At 60.9% G+C, this 15,702-nt stretch carries 13 protein-coding genes; 2 read left to right on the top strand and 11 right to left on the bottom strand.

From position 1 onward, the window contains the following. Positions 1-178: 178 nt before the first annotated feature. Together AB8B33_RS23505 and AB8B33_RS23510 are read left to right on the top strand one after the other, a co-directional pair. Entirely contained in the window at positions 179-529 is a 351-nt protein-coding gene (locus AB8B33_RS23505; RefSeq protein WP_113298189.1) for a MarR family transcriptional regulator, read from the top strand. A gap of 51 nt (positions 530-580) precedes the next feature. Continuing rightward, the gene (locus tag AB8B33_RS23510; protein ID WP_439017045.1) at positions 581-1,435 is read left to right on the top strand and encodes a C40 family peptidase; all 855 of its coding nucleotides are present in this window, start codon (positions 581-583) and stop codon (positions 1,433-1,435) included. Positions 1,436-1,450: 15 nt separating this feature from the next. Here AB8B33_RS23510 and AB8B33_RS23515 read toward each other — a convergent pair whose 3' ends face one another. The 11 genes from AB8B33_RS23515 to AB8B33_RS23565 all read right to left on the bottom strand — a co-directional run bounded on the left by AB8B33_RS23515 (position 1,451) and on the right by AB8B33_RS23565 (position 15,702). Further along, the gene (locus AB8B33_RS23515; protein WP_439017046.1) at positions 1,451-2,842 is read right to left on the bottom strand and encodes an amidase; all 1,392 of its coding nucleotides are present in this window, start codon (positions 2,840-2,842) and stop codon (positions 1,451-1,453) included. Between the two features lie 36 nt (positions 2,843-2,878). Beyond that, positions 2,879-3,742 (bottom strand): ABC transporter permease, encoded by an 864-nt coding sequence (locus AB8B33_RS23520; protein WP_439017295.1) that lies wholly within the window; start codon positions 3,740-3,742, stop codon positions 2,879-2,881. After that, positions 3,742-4,689, bottom strand: a complete 948-nt coding sequence (locus AB8B33_RS23525; RefSeq protein ID WP_439017047.1) for an ABC transporter permease — start codon at positions 4,687-4,689, stop codon at positions 3,742-3,744. Before AB8B33_RS23525 ends, AB8B33_RS23520 begins: the two co-directional genes overlap by 1 nt. A 43-nt stretch (positions 4,690-4,732) precedes the next feature. Continuing rightward, positions 4,733-6,262, bottom strand: coding sequence for an ABC transporter substrate-binding protein (locus AB8B33_RS23530; protein WP_439017048.1), 1,530 nt, complete (start codon positions 6,260-6,262; stop codon positions 4,733-4,735). A gap of 150 nt (positions 6,263-6,412) precedes the next feature. Continuing rightward, the gene (locus tag AB8B33_RS23535) at positions 6,413-7,333 is read right to left on the bottom strand and encodes a LysR family transcriptional regulator (RefSeq protein WP_439017049.1); all 921 of its coding nucleotides are present in this window, start codon (positions 7,331-7,333) and stop codon (positions 6,413-6,415) included. Positions 7,334-7,377: 44 nt separating this feature from the next. Further along, a complete protein-coding gene (locus AB8B33_RS23540; protein WP_439017050.1) occupies positions 7,378-8,373 on the bottom strand; it encodes a P1 family peptidase in 996 nt (331 codons plus the stop codon). A 138-nt stretch (positions 8,374-8,511) separates the two neighbouring features. Continuing rightward, the gene (locus AB8B33_RS23545) at positions 8,512-8,706 is read right to left on the bottom strand and encodes a hypothetical protein (protein ID WP_025669973.1); all 195 of its coding nucleotides are present in this window, start codon (positions 8,704-8,706) and stop codon (positions 8,512-8,514) included. A 520-nt stretch (positions 8,707-9,226) separates the two neighbouring features. Continuing rightward, positions 9,227-12,154, bottom strand: a complete 2,928-nt coding sequence (locus tag AB8B33_RS23550; protein ID WP_439017051.1) for an aminotransferase — start codon at positions 12,152-12,154, stop codon at positions 9,227-9,229. 106 nt (positions 12,155-12,260) lie between these two features. Next, positions 12,261-13,145 (bottom strand): formyltetrahydrofolate deformylase, encoded by an 885-nt coding sequence (gene purU / locus AB8B33_RS23555; RefSeq protein ID WP_310379717.1) that lies wholly within the window; start codon positions 13,143-13,145, stop codon positions 12,261-12,263. Between the two features lie 214 nt (positions 13,146-13,359). Continuing rightward, the gene (locus AB8B33_RS23560) at positions 13,360-14,376 is read right to left on the bottom strand and encodes an acyltransferase family protein (RefSeq protein ID WP_439017052.1); all 1,017 of its coding nucleotides are present in this window, start codon (positions 14,374-14,376) and stop codon (positions 13,360-13,362) included. A gap of 54 nt (positions 14,377-14,430) precedes the next feature. Beyond that, complete coding sequence (locus AB8B33_RS23565; RefSeq protein WP_439017053.1) at positions 14,431-15,702, bottom strand: hypothetical protein; 1,272 nt, start codon at positions 15,700-15,702, stop codon at positions 14,431-14,433.

The raw sequence follows: 15,702 nt of genomic DNA on the forward strand, positions 1-15,702 counted from the left end.
CATGTCGAGCAAAAGTGTGCAGCGGTTTTGCGATAGCGATATGTGAAAACAAAGGCCTTCGCTGAGCCGATCGTTAAAATTTTATTCACCTTGTGAGGCGGCATTCTGTGCCGCCTCTTGCTTGCGCGCTGTAACTGCCGGAAAATGAAACGTTAGCGTAACGATTTCCGGAGGGGCCGTGCCGATCGAACTGACCGCCTCGCAGGCGCTGGGCCTCTGGCACAGTGTGGCGCTCAACCAGGTCCGTCACGACAACAGAGATTTGACGTTGCGCCAGATGGCGATCCTGCTGCATATCTATCTGGTGCCGCCGCCGCATACCGTGCGCGGACTGGCTGCGACGCTGAACGTGACGAAGCCGGTCATCACCCGGGCGCTGGATACGATGGGGGAAATGGGCCTCGTCGATCGCGTCCGCGACGATGCCGACCGGCGCAACGTCATCATCAAGCGCACCGTTGGCGGTGCGCTTTATCTCGAAAAGCTCGGCGACCTCGTGCGCGAGCAGGGCCGCAAGCTTTCGGTCTGAATGGCCCCCGACTGAAAGGGCCATCTGAAAGGCCCATCTGAAAGGAATGTCATGACGATGCTCGACCGCCGCCTCCACGCTTATCGCCCGGATCTCGCGGAAGCCGGCCTCGAGGGCAAGGTCGAGGCGACGCGTTTCGTCAGCGGCACGCCGGCCCGTGTCTGCGTCCCGGTCGTTGCCTTGCGCCCCCAGCCGGACTTTGCCCGTGGCATAGACACGGAACTGCTTTATGGCGAGGATATCACGATATTCGATCGCGCTGACGGCTGGTGCTGGGTCAAAGCCGCATCGGATGGCTATGTCGGCTACTTGCCCGAGGACGCAATTGCAGAAGCAGCGATGACCCCGACCCACATCGTCGTTCCGCAGCGCACCTTCCTCTATCCCGAACCGGAATTGCGCAAACCCTATAAGACAGTGCTTTCCATGGGTAGCCGCGTTCATATTGCCGGCGAAGCGGAAGCGCGCGGCAATCGCTATCTGGTGCTCGATGACGGCACCGCGATCTTCTCGAAGCACCTGCTGCCGCTGGGTGCCTTGGACGGCCAGGATTATGTCGATATCGCCGCCCGCTTTCTGGAAACGCCCTATCTCTGGGGCGGCCGTTCAGGCCTCGGTATCGATTGCTCCGGCCTCGTCCAGCTTGCGCTGCAGATGACCGGCAGAAGCGCGCCGCGGGATACAGACATGCAGGCGGCTGATCTCGGTGAGCCGATCGAGCGCTCGGATGTGCGCCGCGGTGATCTGGTCTTCTGGAAGGGGCATGTTGCGATTTTCGAAGATCCCGAAACCATCATCCATGCCAACGGCCATACGATGACCGTTGCGCGCGAGAATTTCGAGGCGGCCGTCGAGCGCATCGGCTGGCTATACGAGCAGCCGACCGGCTATCGCCGTCCGTTCTGACGTTACCTGCAATCGTCAGGCCGCTGGCGGCCTTGGCCAGTCTTTCACGCCACCCGTCCAGTTTTCGAAGGCTTTCGAGAGCCTGAGCACCCGCATGTCATCGAAGCGCGGCCCGACGATCTGCAGGCCGATCGGCATGCCGGATTTCGAGAAGCCGCAATTGATGGACGACGCCGGCTGCTCCGACATGTTCCACGGCACCGTGAAGGCGATATGCTCGAAGGGCAGCTTCGGATCGTTGGTCGGCGAGGGCCATTCGGCCGGATAGGAGACGATCGGATTGGTCGGTGACAACACCGCATCGACCTCGGTGAAAAGCCGGCCGCAGGTCTTGCGCATCTCGATCGTCTGATTGAAACCCTTGACGGCGTCCACGCCGCTGACATCGGCACCGCCCTTCGCCCATTCGTAGATATAGGGAAGAATACTCTCGCGGCGTTCCTCGCTGAGCCCGGCAATGTCGCCCCAGAAACGCGCGCGCCAGAAAGTGTCGAGCCCATCCAGCATGGCGCGCGTCAGCACCGGTGCGGCTGGAACGATCGTTGCCCCGGCCTTCTCGAAGAGCCTAGCTGCCTCTTCGACCGCTATCCTCACATCCTCATCGACGGCAAGACCGCAGCCGGCATCGAGCATCAGCCCGATCCGCATGCCGCTGAGATCGATATCGAGATCCAGCCAGTCGAAATCATTCGGCGGCAGGCTGGTGCCGTCGCGCCAGTCGGGACGGGAAAGCGTCGCCATGGAATAGGCGGCATCCTCCACGGTGCGGGTCATGGGCCCCGCACAGCGCCCGACATAATAGGGATCGACCGGAATGCGCCCATGGCTTGGCTTGAAGCCGAAGACGCCGGTCCAGCCCGCCGGCAGGCGCACAGAGCCGCCAATATCGGTGCCGACATGCAGCGGCCCGTAGCCGGCAGCGGTTGCCGCCGAGGCGCCAGCGCTCGAACCGCCGGGGTTTTGAGTGATGTCCCAGGGATTGCGGCTCAGAGGATGAAAGCTGGAAAGGCCCGAAGAGAGCATGCCGTAATCGGGGCAGGTCGTCTTGGCGAAGATGATTGCGCCATCTTCCCGCAGACGAGCCGCCGCCGGGGCATCCGCTTCCGCGGGCTTCAGTTCGATCGCTTTCGTGCCAAGCGGTACTGGCTGGCCTTTGGTCGCGATCAGCTCTTTCAGCGTGACCGGGATGCCGTCCAGTGGACCGAGTGTTCCGCCTTTCATCCAGCGTTCGCTCGATGCCTTCGCCTGCTCGCGCGCCGCCTGCGGATCGTAGAGATAAAGCGCTGCGATCGAAGGTTCCCAGGCGTCGATATGCCTTTCGAGGGCAAGCCAGTATTCGAGCGGCGAGAGGCTTTTGTCAGTGAAGCGCCGCCTGAGTTCGTGGATGGTGAAATCGGTATCTAGCATGGTCTGGTCTTTCGGGCGTTTTGTCTTGGGAGGACATCAGCGGCTCGCTTCGCGCGGGTCGAAAAGATCACGCAGCCCGTCGCCCAGCATGTTGAAGCCGAAGACGGTGAGCGCGATCGCAAGGCCGGGCATAATCGCCAGCCAAGGGGCCAGCGAAAGGAAGGTCTGGGCATCCGCCAGCATTCGCCCCCAGGTCGGCGCCGGCGGCGCCATGCCGAGGCCGAGGAAGGAAAGGCCGGCCTCGGTAAGAATCGCCAAGCCGAGCTGGATCGCTGCATGCACAATGATCTGGCTTATGATGTTCGGCAGCACATGTCGGACCGAGATCGTGAAGCGGCTGTTGCCGATCGCCTGCGCCGCCAGAACGTAATCTCGGCTCCAGGCCTGCAAGGAGGTAGCGAGCGTCACGCGGGCAAAGACAGGTACCATGAAGACCGCGATTGCCGTGATGGCGGTAAAGCGCCCCGGTCCCAGAAAGGCGCCGAGGATCATGGCCGAAAGGATCGGAGGTAGGGCGAAGATCACGTCGCAGGCGCGCATCATCAGCGTCTCATAGGGGCCACGGATCGCAGCCGCGGAAATGCCGGCGATCGAGCCAAGCGTCCCACCGATGGCGACCGCGCTGACGGCGATCGACAGCGAATTCCAGCATCCGACCATCAGCATGGAGAGCACATCGCGGCCGAACTGGTCCGTGCCAAGCAGGCCGAAGGCAAGCGGCGGCTGCAGCTTGTGAATGATCTGCATCTTTGCCGGAGGCAGCGGCGTCCAGACAAGCGACAGCAGGGCTATCGCGGCCAGAAAGCCAACGATCACGGCTCCGGCGATCAGATTCTTTCGCCGGCTAAGCCTGAAGCTTCTGCGTCGCGGAATGATGGCGGAGGAGACGATGGGTGCCATCATGCCGCCTTTCGCATGCGCGGATCGATCACGAGATAGGAGAGATCGACGATGAAGTTCATGACGATGACGAGGCTCGCGAAGAACAGCACGACATCCTGCATGACGATGATGTCGCGCTGCGACAGCGCCTGAAAGGCAAGCCGGCCAAGCCCCGGCAGGTTGAAGACGTTTTCGACCAGAACCGCGCCGGCAACGAGAAAGGTGAATTGCAGCCCGAGGATGGTCAGGATCGGGACCAGTGCATTCGGCACGATATGCCGCCAGAGCACGGTGCTGCGCGCCAATCCTTTGGCGACGGCCGTACGGGCGAAATCCTCATGCATTGTGTCGAGCACGGCAGATCGCGTCACGCGCGTCAGCACTCCGGCTTGCGGCAGAGCCAGCGCTACGGCCGGCATCACCAGCGCCTGCAATGCAGGCAGAAGCCCGGCGTCCCATCCCGGAAAACCGCCTGCCGGCATGAGACCGAGCGTAGTGGAAAACAGGATGATGAGCAGCAGCGCCACCCAGAAGGCCGGCACGGCGATGCTGACCTGCGAGAAGACCGTGGCAATCGCATCCACAATGCCGCCGCGCCGCGCCGCCGCCAGCACGCCGAGCGGCAAGGCAATCAAAACCGAGAGCATGATGGCGATCAGCGCGAGCGGCAGCGTCACTGCCAACCGCTCGATAATCAGCCCGGCGACCGGAACGCCATAGGTGTAGGATTGTCCGAGATTGCCCGAGAAGACACCGGCAAGCCATTGGCCGTAACGAAACAGAAGCGGCTGGTCTAGGCCGAGCTCATGCCGCAGCGCCGCCAGTGTCTCCGGGCTTGCCGAAGTGCCGAGCATAATCGAAGCAGGATCGCCGGGCAGCAGATCCATGACGGCGAAGATCACCAGCGATACAACGAGAAGGGTAATGGCAAGGCCGGCAAGGCGGCGGGAAAGCAGTGCGATCATATCGTCTTCATCACCCTGTCAGTCGCCGCCCGCACTCGGTTGTTTAATCTTCCCAGGAAACGTTGCTGAGAACGTTGGACGGGATCGGCTCGTTCTCCCACAGGCCCTTCAGCCTCTTGTCCCAGACGCCGAGCTTGGGCATGACGAAGAGGTAGAGCGCCGGCACGTCCTCGGCGAGGATCTTCTGTGCTTCGCCGTAGATCTTGGCCTGTTCGGCCGTATCAGTAGTCTCCTGCACCTTCTTCATGAGATCGTTGAAGGCGGGGTTCTTGTAGTTGAAGTAATAGGGATCACGCGAATAGATATCGATGTCCATCGGCTCGGCATGCGCGACGATCGTCATGTCGTAATCGCGGCTGGTCATCACATCCTTCACCCATTTCGCCGGAAATTCCGTGGGCTCGATGTTCATGGTCACGCCGATTTCGGCAAACATCGCCTGCATCACCTGCGCGCTGCGCGGGGCGTAGGTCATCTGTGGCGATTTGATCGTGAAGGTGAAACCACTGGGATAGCCGGCTTCGGCAAGCAGTGCCTTGGCCTTTTCGACATTGTAAGGCAGCACGCCTGTCGCGTCCTGATAACCGGGATCGTTCGGCGTATAGTGGCTGCCGATCGCCGTGCCGAGGCCGGACCACGCGCCGTCGATGACGGTCTGGCGGTCGATCGCCATCATCAGGGCCTGACGCACGCGCTTGTCGTCGAAAGGCTTGCGGGCATTGTTCATGCCTGCAACGACCTTGAGCTCGGTATTGCCGACCTTGGTCGCGAGACGCGCGTCGCCATCGAAGGAGCTCATCAGCTCCGGCGCGGCAAATTCCGGAAAGGCGTCAAGATCGCCGGATTTCAGTGCTGCCGCCTGTGCCTGCGGATCGTTGATGAAGCGGAAGGTCACCTTTTCGAGCTTGGCCGTGCCGTCCTTGTTCCAGTAGTCGGCGTTCTTGACCAGTTCCACATGATCGCCCTTGGCCCAGGTGGAGAATTTGAACGGTCCGGTACCGACAGGCGTCGTCTTGTCGTCCGCTGCAGACTTCGGGCCGACCATGACGGAGGCCGGCCAGCCGAGCCAGTAGATCAGGCTGCCGGTCGGGGCGGAAAGATGCAACACCAATGTTTCGGCATCGGGTGTGTCGATGGAGGCGATCGACGCGAAGAAGCGCTTCTGCGGATTGACGGAATCCTTGCCGCGGGCGCGGTCGAGAGCGAACTTGGCGGCGGCCGAATCGAAGGCCTCGCCGTCGTGGAATTTCACGCCGCTCTGCAGCTTGAACGTATAGGTCAGGCCATCGGGGGAAATTTCCCAGCTCTTGGCGAGCTGCGGCTGCACCTTACCGGTCTCGTCGATGCTGACCAGCCCTTCGAAGACATTCTGCCAGGTGACCTGGCCGATGGCGACCGGTGCGGCGATCGTCGGGTCGAGTCCAGCAGGCTCGACGCTCATACCGAGATTGAGTGTGGTCTTGGCGGCTTCGGCGGGCGTCAGCGCCAGCATCATGATGCCGGCGAAAAGCGCCGCACCAATGGAAAGACGCCGCATGAGACGCGCCGACGGCACGAGCGAGACCTTGATCATCCTGTTCCCCTGTTTGGTTCCGCTGCTTGGCGGATCCCTTTTGCGAGTAGAGTGACACTACGGCAGTGCACACACAATGACGATTTTGTGTGCTCAGCGTAGCCGAAAAAGCTACACCGCAATTCTTGCCTTGATGCAAGTCCGCGAGTTCTACTCTTTGCTGTCGGTCTTGCGGTTCGATTGCTCGCGCATGAAGCGTTCGATGAAATCGAGAAGCTTCGTTGCGGCAAAGGAAAGCTGTCGATCGGGCGCCACGCAGAGATCGACATGCGTGCGGATGCTGGTCTTGCCGGCAAAGGGAATGGCGCAGAGCTGCCCGGCCTCGATCTCGCGGCGAACGGTCAGCGCCGGCAGCAGCGTCACCGCCGCGTTGCTCAACACCAGTTCCTTGAGCATCTCCAGCGAACTTGTCACAAAAACCGGATCGAGGCTGAGCCCTTCCTTCTCGAAGAGCGCGTCGAAGGCCTGGCGAAAACCAAAGGATTGATCGGGCAGAGCCAGCGCGTAATCGGCCAATTCCTTCAGGGGAATATCCGGACGCGCCGCTGCGGGGTGGCTCGGCGAGGTGATGAGGTCGTAGGCGATTTCCGAGCGCAGCCGCACCTTGGTGCCGGACATCGGCGGCGCAAACAGGGTCACCCCAATATCGGCTTCCGCACTGTTGACCGCTTCGATGGCCGCCCGTGCGCTGGTGATCGTCACGGCAAAGCGCAGCTTGGGATATTTCAGGCTGAATTCGGCCAGCGCAGGCGCAAGCAGATTAGCAACGGTTGCGCCGTTTGCATAAATGTTGACGCGGCCGCGCTGCAGGCCCTTCAGATCCTCAATCAGCTGCTGCACATGATCGAGCTCGCGCAGGGTGCGCCCGGCACGCGCCGCCAGCAGCTCGCCGGCAGCCGTCAGCTTCACACCGCGGGCGCTGCGTTCCACAAGGGGCGCGCCGAAGTGGTATTCGAGGTTCTCGATCTGCCGGCTGATGGCCGTCGGCGCGACATTCAGGTTTTCGGCGGCCTGGCGCATGGAGTTGGTTCGCACCAGCTCGTCGAAATACATCAGCGCCCGAATCTGCATTCACCCGTTCTCCGCCGTGAGGCTCTTTTATGTAATCTAGGCAACTAGCGTCCGGCCGGATAGCGGTCGCGCCATGCCATCAGCGCATCCGGCACCGGAAGCGCCGTCGCCTCGTAGACGCCGCGCGCGATCGCCCGCGCCATGACGATCCCGGCCAGATGACACAATTCCATCAGGCTTGCCATGTCGTTGCGCTTGTGTTTGCCGGTGGAAGCCGCAAAAATCGTATCGCCATCGAGCGGCAGGTGGGCGGGCAACACGGCGCGGGCCAGCCCGTCATGGGCGACGATGGAAAGCCGGTGCGCCTCCGCCTTGATCAGCGATGCATCGGTGACGATGGCGCCGATCGTCGTGGCCGTCGTCTTCACGCCCTTCAGCCGCAGGCTGTGGTCCATCAGGCTGGGCAAGCCGAGCCCGCCGAATTCTGCATTCTGTTCGAAGGGGGCGGCCCAGAAATGCGGGCCTTCGCCGATCGTCGCCGTACCGACGGCATTGACGGCGACGATGGCCGCGATGCGATGCCCGGCGCTGCTGACCGCACTTGCCGAGCCGAGCCCGCCCTTGAAGGTCGCGGTCGTTGCCCCCGTGCCCGCACCAACAGTGCCGAGATCGAACGCGCCCTTGCAGGCGGCTTTCACGGCCTCATAGCCCATCTCGCGATAGGGCGAATGCACGCCCCAATCCTTGTCGCCGCCATTCAGCAGATCCATCAGGATCGCCTGGGGCACGATCGGAATGCGAACCGGGCCGACCTGAAATCCACGTCCCATCTCTCGCAAGCCTGCTTGCACGCCGCCCGCAGCGTCGAGACCGAAGGCCGATCCGCCCGACAGCACGAAGGCGTCGACAGCATCGACGACCATGGAAGGGTCGAGCAGCGCTGTATCGCGCCCGCCCGGCGCACCGCCGAGCACGCTGCCGGAAGCGACTGCCGGTTCATCGAAGACAATGGCCGTGACGCCGGAACCAAGCGAGAGGTCGGTTGCGTGGCCGACGGAGACGCCTTCAATATCGGTGAGGAGGTTGAGAAGATCGGACAAGCGCTGGCTCCTGTCTTGAAGGGAAGCGCGCCGATAGGAAGTCAAATGCGTTTAAAAGACAAGACTGGCAAAAAACAAGACCGGCCCGTTTTGCCGGGCCGGTCGGAAATCCTCTGAGTATTAAAGCCGCGTTCTGCGTCAGGCATGAAGGGGCTTCGGGTGGCGGCGGGTCATCAGGTCGTGAATGGCCAGCTTCACCTCGGCGGGCGAGCTGAAATGCTGCTCGTCGAGGTCATGGACATGGAACTTGACGGCAATGAACTTCAACCGGTCATCGTCCGGAATGACGATCCCGACCGGGATGCCTGCATATTCGATAACTTCTTTTTTCATGCGTAGAACTCCTGCCGCGCGGATGCGCTGGCTATGGCGAATTGACTTGTCTGTTACCGTTGAAAGGGGACGAACGTCACATTCGACAGTTCGGGCGGGAGAGGGCGCCCGGACGGTCATTGCCAAGTACAGATCGCCCAAGGACTCTGGCGAGAATTGCGAAATCGATCATGTCTCGTTCCTTGTATTGGCGTTGCACTTGCGTGGTCCCGGTAGAGCCCGGGGCCGGTGAAAGACCATCTCTTTAATCTACTAACTTAGTAGAGAATAGCCGATGGCCTATAAGAAACATATTCCGAAACGTGTCAAAATATCGGCGATCCGAAAAATTTCATTCCATCGCACGTCGGTTTGCAGAAAGAAATCTATCACGTCTTCGTGCAACCCATGTGACGGTCCGAGTAGCCTCGTAATCGCCGAAGCAGAGATAGGAGGCCGATCTGATTCCGGCAATGGGGCGTTTGGTTAAAATTTGGAAAGCCTTGAAAAGACCGAATTAGTAAACGGCTGGAGCCCTTGTCTACCAGCCTTCCCGAAGCACCTTTTCCAGCATATCGGCGAAGAAATCGGCGCTTTGTTCGGTGAGGCAGAGCGGCGGCTTGATCTTCAACACATTCAGGTGATCACCTGTCGGCTGCATGATGACGCCGAGTTCCAGCAGCCGGTCGCAGATCGCCACCGTCTCTTCGGTCGCCGGCTCCAGCGTCGTTCTGTCGCGCACGAATTCGAGGCCGAGATAGAGGCCCATTCCATGCACGGCGCCGACAATCGGATAGCTGTCGATGAGTGCCGCCAGTCGCGCCTTCAGATGGTCGCCCACCTCCCGGGCATTGTCCTGTAGCCGCTCCTCGGCCATGACGTCGAGAACCGTCATTCCGGCAACGCAACTGACCGGGCTGCCGCCGGCCGAGGAGAAGAAATAACCTTCCTTCTCCAGCGAAGCGGCGATCTCCTTCGTTGTGATGACGGCGCCGAGCGGATGGCCGTCACCCATGCCCTTGGCAATGGTGATGATATCGGGCACGACGCCTTGCTGCTCGAAACCCCAGAAATAATGGCCGAGCCGCCCGTAGCCCACCTGCACTTCGTCGGCGATGCAGAGGCCGCCGCGCTCTCGCACGTGCCGGTAGACCTCCGTGAGATAGCCGTCGGGCAGTGGAATGCCGCCGGCATTGCCATAGACAGATTCGGCAATGAAGCCGGCCAGCCCTTCGCTCTTGGCATCGATGGCTTCCAGCACCGGTGTTATCGTGCCGAGATAATCCGCTGCGGTTTCCGGCCCACGGAACTGGCCGCGATAGGTATTGGGCGAGACGACGGCGTGAACCCAGTCCGGCCGTGTCGTCAGCGCCTGCGGATTGTCGGCGACAGAGGTGGAGACGGCATCGCTTGCCACCGACCAGCCGTGATAGCCCTCCAGCAGGCAGAGCATGTTGCGTTGGCCGCTATGCGCCCAGGCAAGCCGCAACGCCAGGTCGTTCGCTTCCGAGCCGCTGTTGACGAGGAAGACGGCATCCATGCCGTCGGGCGCCAGCGATGCCAGGCTCTCGGAGAATTCCGCGACGGCGGCATAGTGGAAGCGCGAATTGGTGTTCAGCATCAGCCATTGCTGGCCGATCGCTTCCGCCATGCGCGGATGACCATGGCCGAGGATCGTGACATTGTTGACCATGTCGAGATAGGCGCGACCCTCGATATCGAAGAGATGCTCCTTCCAGCCGCGCTCGATCTGCGGCGGGTGCGCGTAATAATTCTTCTGCGGACTGGCGAAATGTGCCTGCCGCAGCTCGAGAAGCGCTGCCGTTTCGGGTTTTGGTGCATCCGCACCCGGCCCGAGGAGCACCGAAGGCGAGGGGCAGAGCGCGGACCACGCCTCGGCTTGTTGCGGTGTCGAAAAGAGTGGCGGCTCGAAGCCGGCGATGCTGCAAAGCTGCAGGCGCAATCCGCCGAGTGAGGACGTCTCGCCGGAGACCGTGCCGAGCCCCTGACCGGCGGCGACCTCGCTGCCGTCCTCGACTGAAAGCTCGATGCCGTCGATATGCAGCTTCATATCGGCGCCTGTGAGGACCAGATGTTGGTCGTACCAGGTGATCCGACCGGCAAAGGGTGCCGCAATGATACTGCCGGCCGCAAGGCAGATATCCATATGCAGGGCATAGGTCGCCTGGACTTTTGCACGGTGCAGGCCGGCGCGGGACAGGCGATATTCGCCGTAACGCGTCGCCGCGGTTCCCGTTTCCGCCGCAGCACGGGCAAGAAGCCGCCAGTCCATGTCGGTCGCCAGCCAGTTGCCGTCAGAAAAATGCGGGCTCTGCACGCCGAGATCGACATAGGCGATGGATGCAGGATCGATCTCCGGCAAGAGCGGCTGCCAGTCCGTCGTATTGACACCGGCAATATCGAGACCGGCCGCTTTCAGGATAGCCGCTTCCATCAGTTCGAACGGTACGGACATCGCCGTATCGAAAATGCGCCGTTCGCCCTCCAGATTTCCTCTGACATAGTCATTATCGGGATCGATCGCGATCTGCTGCTCGCTGCTGGCGACGAGGATGACGGCGCGCGCCACGATGAGCGGCCAGAGTGCCTTCAGTTCGTCCTCGATCAGCGGATAAATCTCGTGATAGGCTTTCACTGCCGGCAGAATGTAAAAGGGATCGCCATCTGCCTGATGCAGCAGAGAGGCGCAGGTCACGGCAAGGTCGCCGACCAGCCAGCCGCGGATGATGTCGCCGAAATCGATCACGCCGTCGGGAACAGGCCGCCCATGCAGATCAGGGCGGCTGACGACATTGTCACCCGTCACGTCGTGATGAACCGCCTGAAGCCGCAGTGACGGCGCAAGCGGCTGGATGCGGCGCACAGCCATGACCATCGTCTTGGCGATCCTGTCGCGCGCGGCGCTGTCGGTGATGGACGAAAGCAGTTGCACGGCCACGGGCCCGGCGCGGCGCAGGTCCCATTGCAGGCTGCGGTCGAGCCCGGGATGGGTAAAATCGGCAAGCGCCTCAGCCAGCCGCGCGCAGAGCGCGCCGAGCGCCGCGACCGAGGCGGGCGCCAGATAGGCACGGTGGGTCAGGCCTTCGCCTTCGAGATATTCCAGCAAACGGACCTGATAATCCTGCTCCCGCACGCTGACGGAAACGATCTCCTGCCCCTCGGTGGACGCCATCACGTTGGGAACACGCGGCGCACTCGCCTTGGCGCGCAAATGGTGGATCGCCGCATTCTGCGCCTCGAGCTCTTCTGTCTCGTAGGCGGCATGGCAGATCTTCAGCACATAGCGGCCGTCTTCCGTGTCGAGCCGGTAGTTGCGGTCCTGCTGGCTGCCGAGTTCGGACAGCGTGCCGGAAAGCCCGTAATGGGAAAGGAGGATATCCGCGGCTTCGGAATCAGTAACATCCGGGCGCGGCAGCGCCATGCGGTCCACAAGCGCTTCCTCGGTCATGGCACCCCTCCGCGGCATGATTCGACTGTCTATTAAAACAGATAATCAGGCACTTGCCGACAAGCAACGGAAGATTGCGCCAGCCGCGGATAGCGGGTTGTTTACCTCAACCCATGCGTTCGGAGGCGTAGCTTCCGGGGCTTGCAGGGAAGACGATGGTGCGGTTGCCGTTCAGGAAGACCCGGCGGTGGATATGCGCATGGATGGCGCGCGCCAGCACCTGGCTTTCGACATCGCGGCCGATCGAAACATAGTCCTCGGCGCTCTGCGCATGCGTAATGCGCGCCGTATCCTGCTCGATGATCGGGCCTTCGTCGAGATCGGCCGTCACGTAATGCGCTGTCGCGCCGATCAGCTTCACGCCGCGCTCATAGGCCTGTTTGTAAGGGTTGGCGCCCTTGAAGCTAGGCAGAAAGGAATGGTGGATGTTGATGATACGGCCTGACATCTTCCGGCACATCGCATCCGACAGCACCTGCATGTAGCGGGCAAGCACGATGAGTTCGGTGCCGGTCTGCTCGACGATGTCGAGGATCTGGGCTTCGGCCTGCGGCTTGTTTTCCTTCGTCACCTTGATGTGGTGGAAGGGAATGTCGTGGTTGACCACGACTTTCTGGTATTCGAAATGGTTGGAGACGACGCCGACGATGTCGATCGGCAGCGCACCGATCTTCCAGCGGTAGAGCAGGTCGTTGAGACAGTGGCCGAAGCGGGAGACCATCAGAAGCACCTTCAGGCGCTCGCTCCCGTCATGTACCTCCGCATCCATGCCGAACTTCTCGTAGATCGGCTTGAAGCCTTCGCGGATCTCGGCAAGCGTTGCACCCTCTTCGGAAATGAAGCTGACGCGCATGAAGAACTTGCCGGTATCGAGGTCGTCGAACTGCGAACTATCGATGATGTTGCAACCCTTTTCGGCGAGATAGGTCGAAATCGCCGCCACGACGCCGCGCGTCGACTTGCAGGTTACCGTCAATACGTAGTCCGTCATGTCCTCTTCCCTCTCTTAAGCCGCCGGGCCGTCCTTAGATCAAACCCCCGGCCGCGAACAGGCCGGCAAGCTTTCATTTCTGCAATAAATTGCAAGCCGAACCTTCATGCCTGCGGCATTTGCTTTCATGGCCGCAAGCTTATGACAGGACGCGCGGGATTCCGTTCTGCCTGCGCCGTTCGAAATCCCGTCCTCGCCCTCTGATAGTTTGAGGTCAGACGGCCGGCCGGCTGGCGACCCGGGCTTTTCTGCGCGGCGTGATGATTTCGTGAATGATCGCTCCCACGATGGAGGAGAGCGCGAGGCAGAGGATCACGAAGATGACAGGCTGCTGAAGCGCGCCGACCGGGAAATGATTGGCGATGATCCGGAGGAAAGCCAGCGTGAAGGCATGCGTGATGTAGATCTCGTATGAGGCGTCGCCGAGATAGTTGAGCCAGCGCACAAAGGGAAGTTTCGAAAAGTCGATGGAAATAGCGCTATAGACGATGAAGATTGCCGGTATGCCCCAGCCATAATAACGGTCTCCAGGCCGCACCAGATCCTCGTTGATGAAGAGGAAGGCGAAGCCGACAGCAAGCAGAACCCAGGCCCAGCGCTGCGGCAGCAGAAGCTTCTGGCCATAGAGCCAGCCGAGCGCCACGCCGGCCAGGAATTCCAGGATGATGGGTTCGCCATAGAATTTAGTGGCTGTCGTTTCCGGCAGCAGGTGGCAGACGATCAGGATGGCTGCAAAGGCACCGAAGAGGGCGGGCAGGCGATAGTCCTCGCGGATCGGCAATAGCAGCGCGAAGACGAAATAGAAGAACATCTCATAATTCAGCGTCCAGCCGGGCACGATGACGGGCGCGATCATCGTCGGGTCGACCGGATTGATCCACGGCAGGAACAGCATCGAGGCCATGAGATGCGGCAGATCGAAAACGGTAGACTTGAGAAGCGACGGTGCGATAAGCGCGACAGCCGCCGAAAATAGCGTCGCCAGCCAGTAGAGCGGCACGATCCTCTTGACGCGCTTGCGGACGAAATCGACCGGCGTCATGTTTCGTCCGCTTGTCGTCAGCCACATCACGAAGCCGCTGAGCACGAAGAAGATATCGACACCCGTTTCGCCATAGATGAACGAGGTCGCGTCTATGGCGGGATTGACCTTGGCAAGCTGCAGGATCGCGTGGAAATAGACGACCATCAGCGCCGCGATGGCACGCAGATATTGCAGCTGGACAAGCATCTGGTGTCTTGCTCCCACAGGCTCTGCGGATCGCCCTTCAGGCAAGCCGCTTCGTCAACTCAGTACATTTGCCGGACGACCCTGCCGGATACGTGGCGTGTCGCGGAAACGCATGAACCCGATGACAAGCCAGACGAGACCGGCGATCTTCATCGAGAAGATTGCCGTTCCCCCGATCATCATATTCAGAAAAATGAAAAGAGAAAGTGAATGGGCGCAGCGCCTTTGTGCCGGGGTCGTGCCCGCGGGAAACAGGCAGACGAAGAGCCAGAAGGCGATGACGCCGAAGATCGTTGCGCCATAGACGAGGTAGACATAGCCGCTATCGGCGAATTCGGCGACTTTATCGACGGAAAGCCCGAGGATCGCCAGTGGATCGAGATCCATCAGTTTCTTCATCGTCAGATTGATGCGCCCGGTAAAATTGTCGCCGATCGCATTGGGGTCCTTCATGTAGACAAGAAAGCCGGCGCAAACGATGAGCGGCATCAGCGCCAGATTGAAAGCCTTGGGGATTCTGGGAAAGACGAAATAGCCGCCGATACAGCAGATGCAGAAGATGAGCATCGTGCGGGTATCATTGGTCGTGAGGATCAGCAGCGCTGTCGCAATGGCCAGCGCCCGGTCGATCCGCGTCAGCCGGTCCCACATCGAAATAAGGTAGATCGCGATCACGCCACAGAAATTGGCGAGCGACACCTGCTCCAGAAAGATCGAGGACGAGCGGTGATCGATGATGCCGAATGAGAATCGGCCGGGAAAGCCGAGTGCATTCTGGAACAGGCCCGTCGTGTTGAAACTGAGCGGCTTCAGCCCGCGCGTGTTGGCGAAATAGTCCGAGGGATGCACGATACTGACATAGAAGGGCACGCTGATGATCTCGAAGATCAGGAAAAGCAGCACCATGAAACACGCCACACGGAAGATCAGCTTCAGCGTCCGCTCGTTGCACCAGCCTCCAAGCCCCGTGAAGCAGAAGATGATCAGTACGTTGCGGAAATGATCGATGAAGGCCATGCGGTTGATCACGCTGACATAGACCGTCACGATCAGCGTGAAGAGCATGAACAGGAAGGCCGGAAGGTCTTCCTCATAGATCCCCTTGTGCAGGATGTAGATGATTGCGCTCGCCATGATCAGGCCTTCGCTGGCCGCCACGTGCGTCATCGAAAGTGGCATGACGTTGTGGTTTATGAAGGCCAGGATGCCATTGTAGAGAACCGAAAGCAGCCCGAGGATCAGAATCGGGTAATCGAGGCGCGCAGCCGGGCTGGCCGCACCAGCAACCGTTTCGAATCTCGTGCTTGTCTCTCCGACTGCTGCCAT

It is taken from the genome of Rhizobium sp. 768_B6_N1_8 (assembly GCF_051811225.1).
Taxonomy (GTDB): domain Bacteria; phylum Pseudomonadota; class Alphaproteobacteria; order Rhizobiales; family Rhizobiaceae; genus Rhizobium.

What these genes read in the sequence shown, in the direction of transcription:
- AB8B33_RS23565 (WP_439017053.1), bottom strand. Translation starts at nt 15,702, where the DNA reads ATGGCAGCAGTCGGAGAGACAAGCACGAGATTCGAAACGGTTGCTGGT.
- AB8B33_RS23525 (WP_439017047.1), bottom strand. Translation starts at nt 4,689, where the DNA reads ATGATCGCACTGCTTTCCCGCCGCCTTGCCGGCCTTGCCATTACCCTT.
- AB8B33_RS23515 (WP_439017046.1), bottom strand. Translation starts at nt 2,842, where the DNA reads ATGCTAGATACCGATTTCACCATCCACGAACTCAGGCGGCGCTTCACT.
- AB8B33_RS23530 (WP_439017048.1), bottom strand. Translation starts at nt 6,262, where the DNA reads ATGATCAAGGTCTCGCTCGTGCCGTCGGCGCGTCTCATGCGGCGTCTT.
- AB8B33_RS23545 (WP_025669973.1), bottom strand. Translation starts at nt 8,706, where the DNA reads ATGAAAAAAGAAGTTATCGAATATGCAGGCATCCCGGTCGGGATCGTC.
- AB8B33_RS23520 (WP_439017295.1), bottom strand. Translation starts at nt 3,742, where the DNA reads ATGGCACCCATCGTCTCCTCCGCCATCATTCCGCGACGCAGAAGCTTC.
- AB8B33_RS23535 (WP_439017049.1), bottom strand. Translation starts at nt 7,333, where the DNA reads ATGCAGATTCGGGCGCTGATGTATTTCGACGAGCTGGTGCGAACCAAC.
- AB8B33_RS23550 (WP_439017051.1), bottom strand. Translation starts at nt 12,154, where the DNA reads ATGACCGAGGAAGCGCTTGTGGACCGCATGGCGCTGCCGCGCCCGGAT.
- AB8B33_RS23510 (WP_439017045.1), top strand. Translation starts at nt 581, where the DNA reads ATGACGATGCTCGACCGCCGCCTCCACGCTTATCGCCCGGATCTCGCG.
- AB8B33_RS23560 (WP_439017052.1), bottom strand. Translation starts at nt 14,376, where the DNA reads ATGCTTGTCCAGCTGCAATATCTGCGTGCCATCGCGGCGCTGATGGTC.
- purU (WP_310379717.1), bottom strand. Translation starts at nt 13,145, where the DNA reads ATGACGGACTACGTATTGACGGTAACCTGCAAGTCGACGCGCGGCGTC.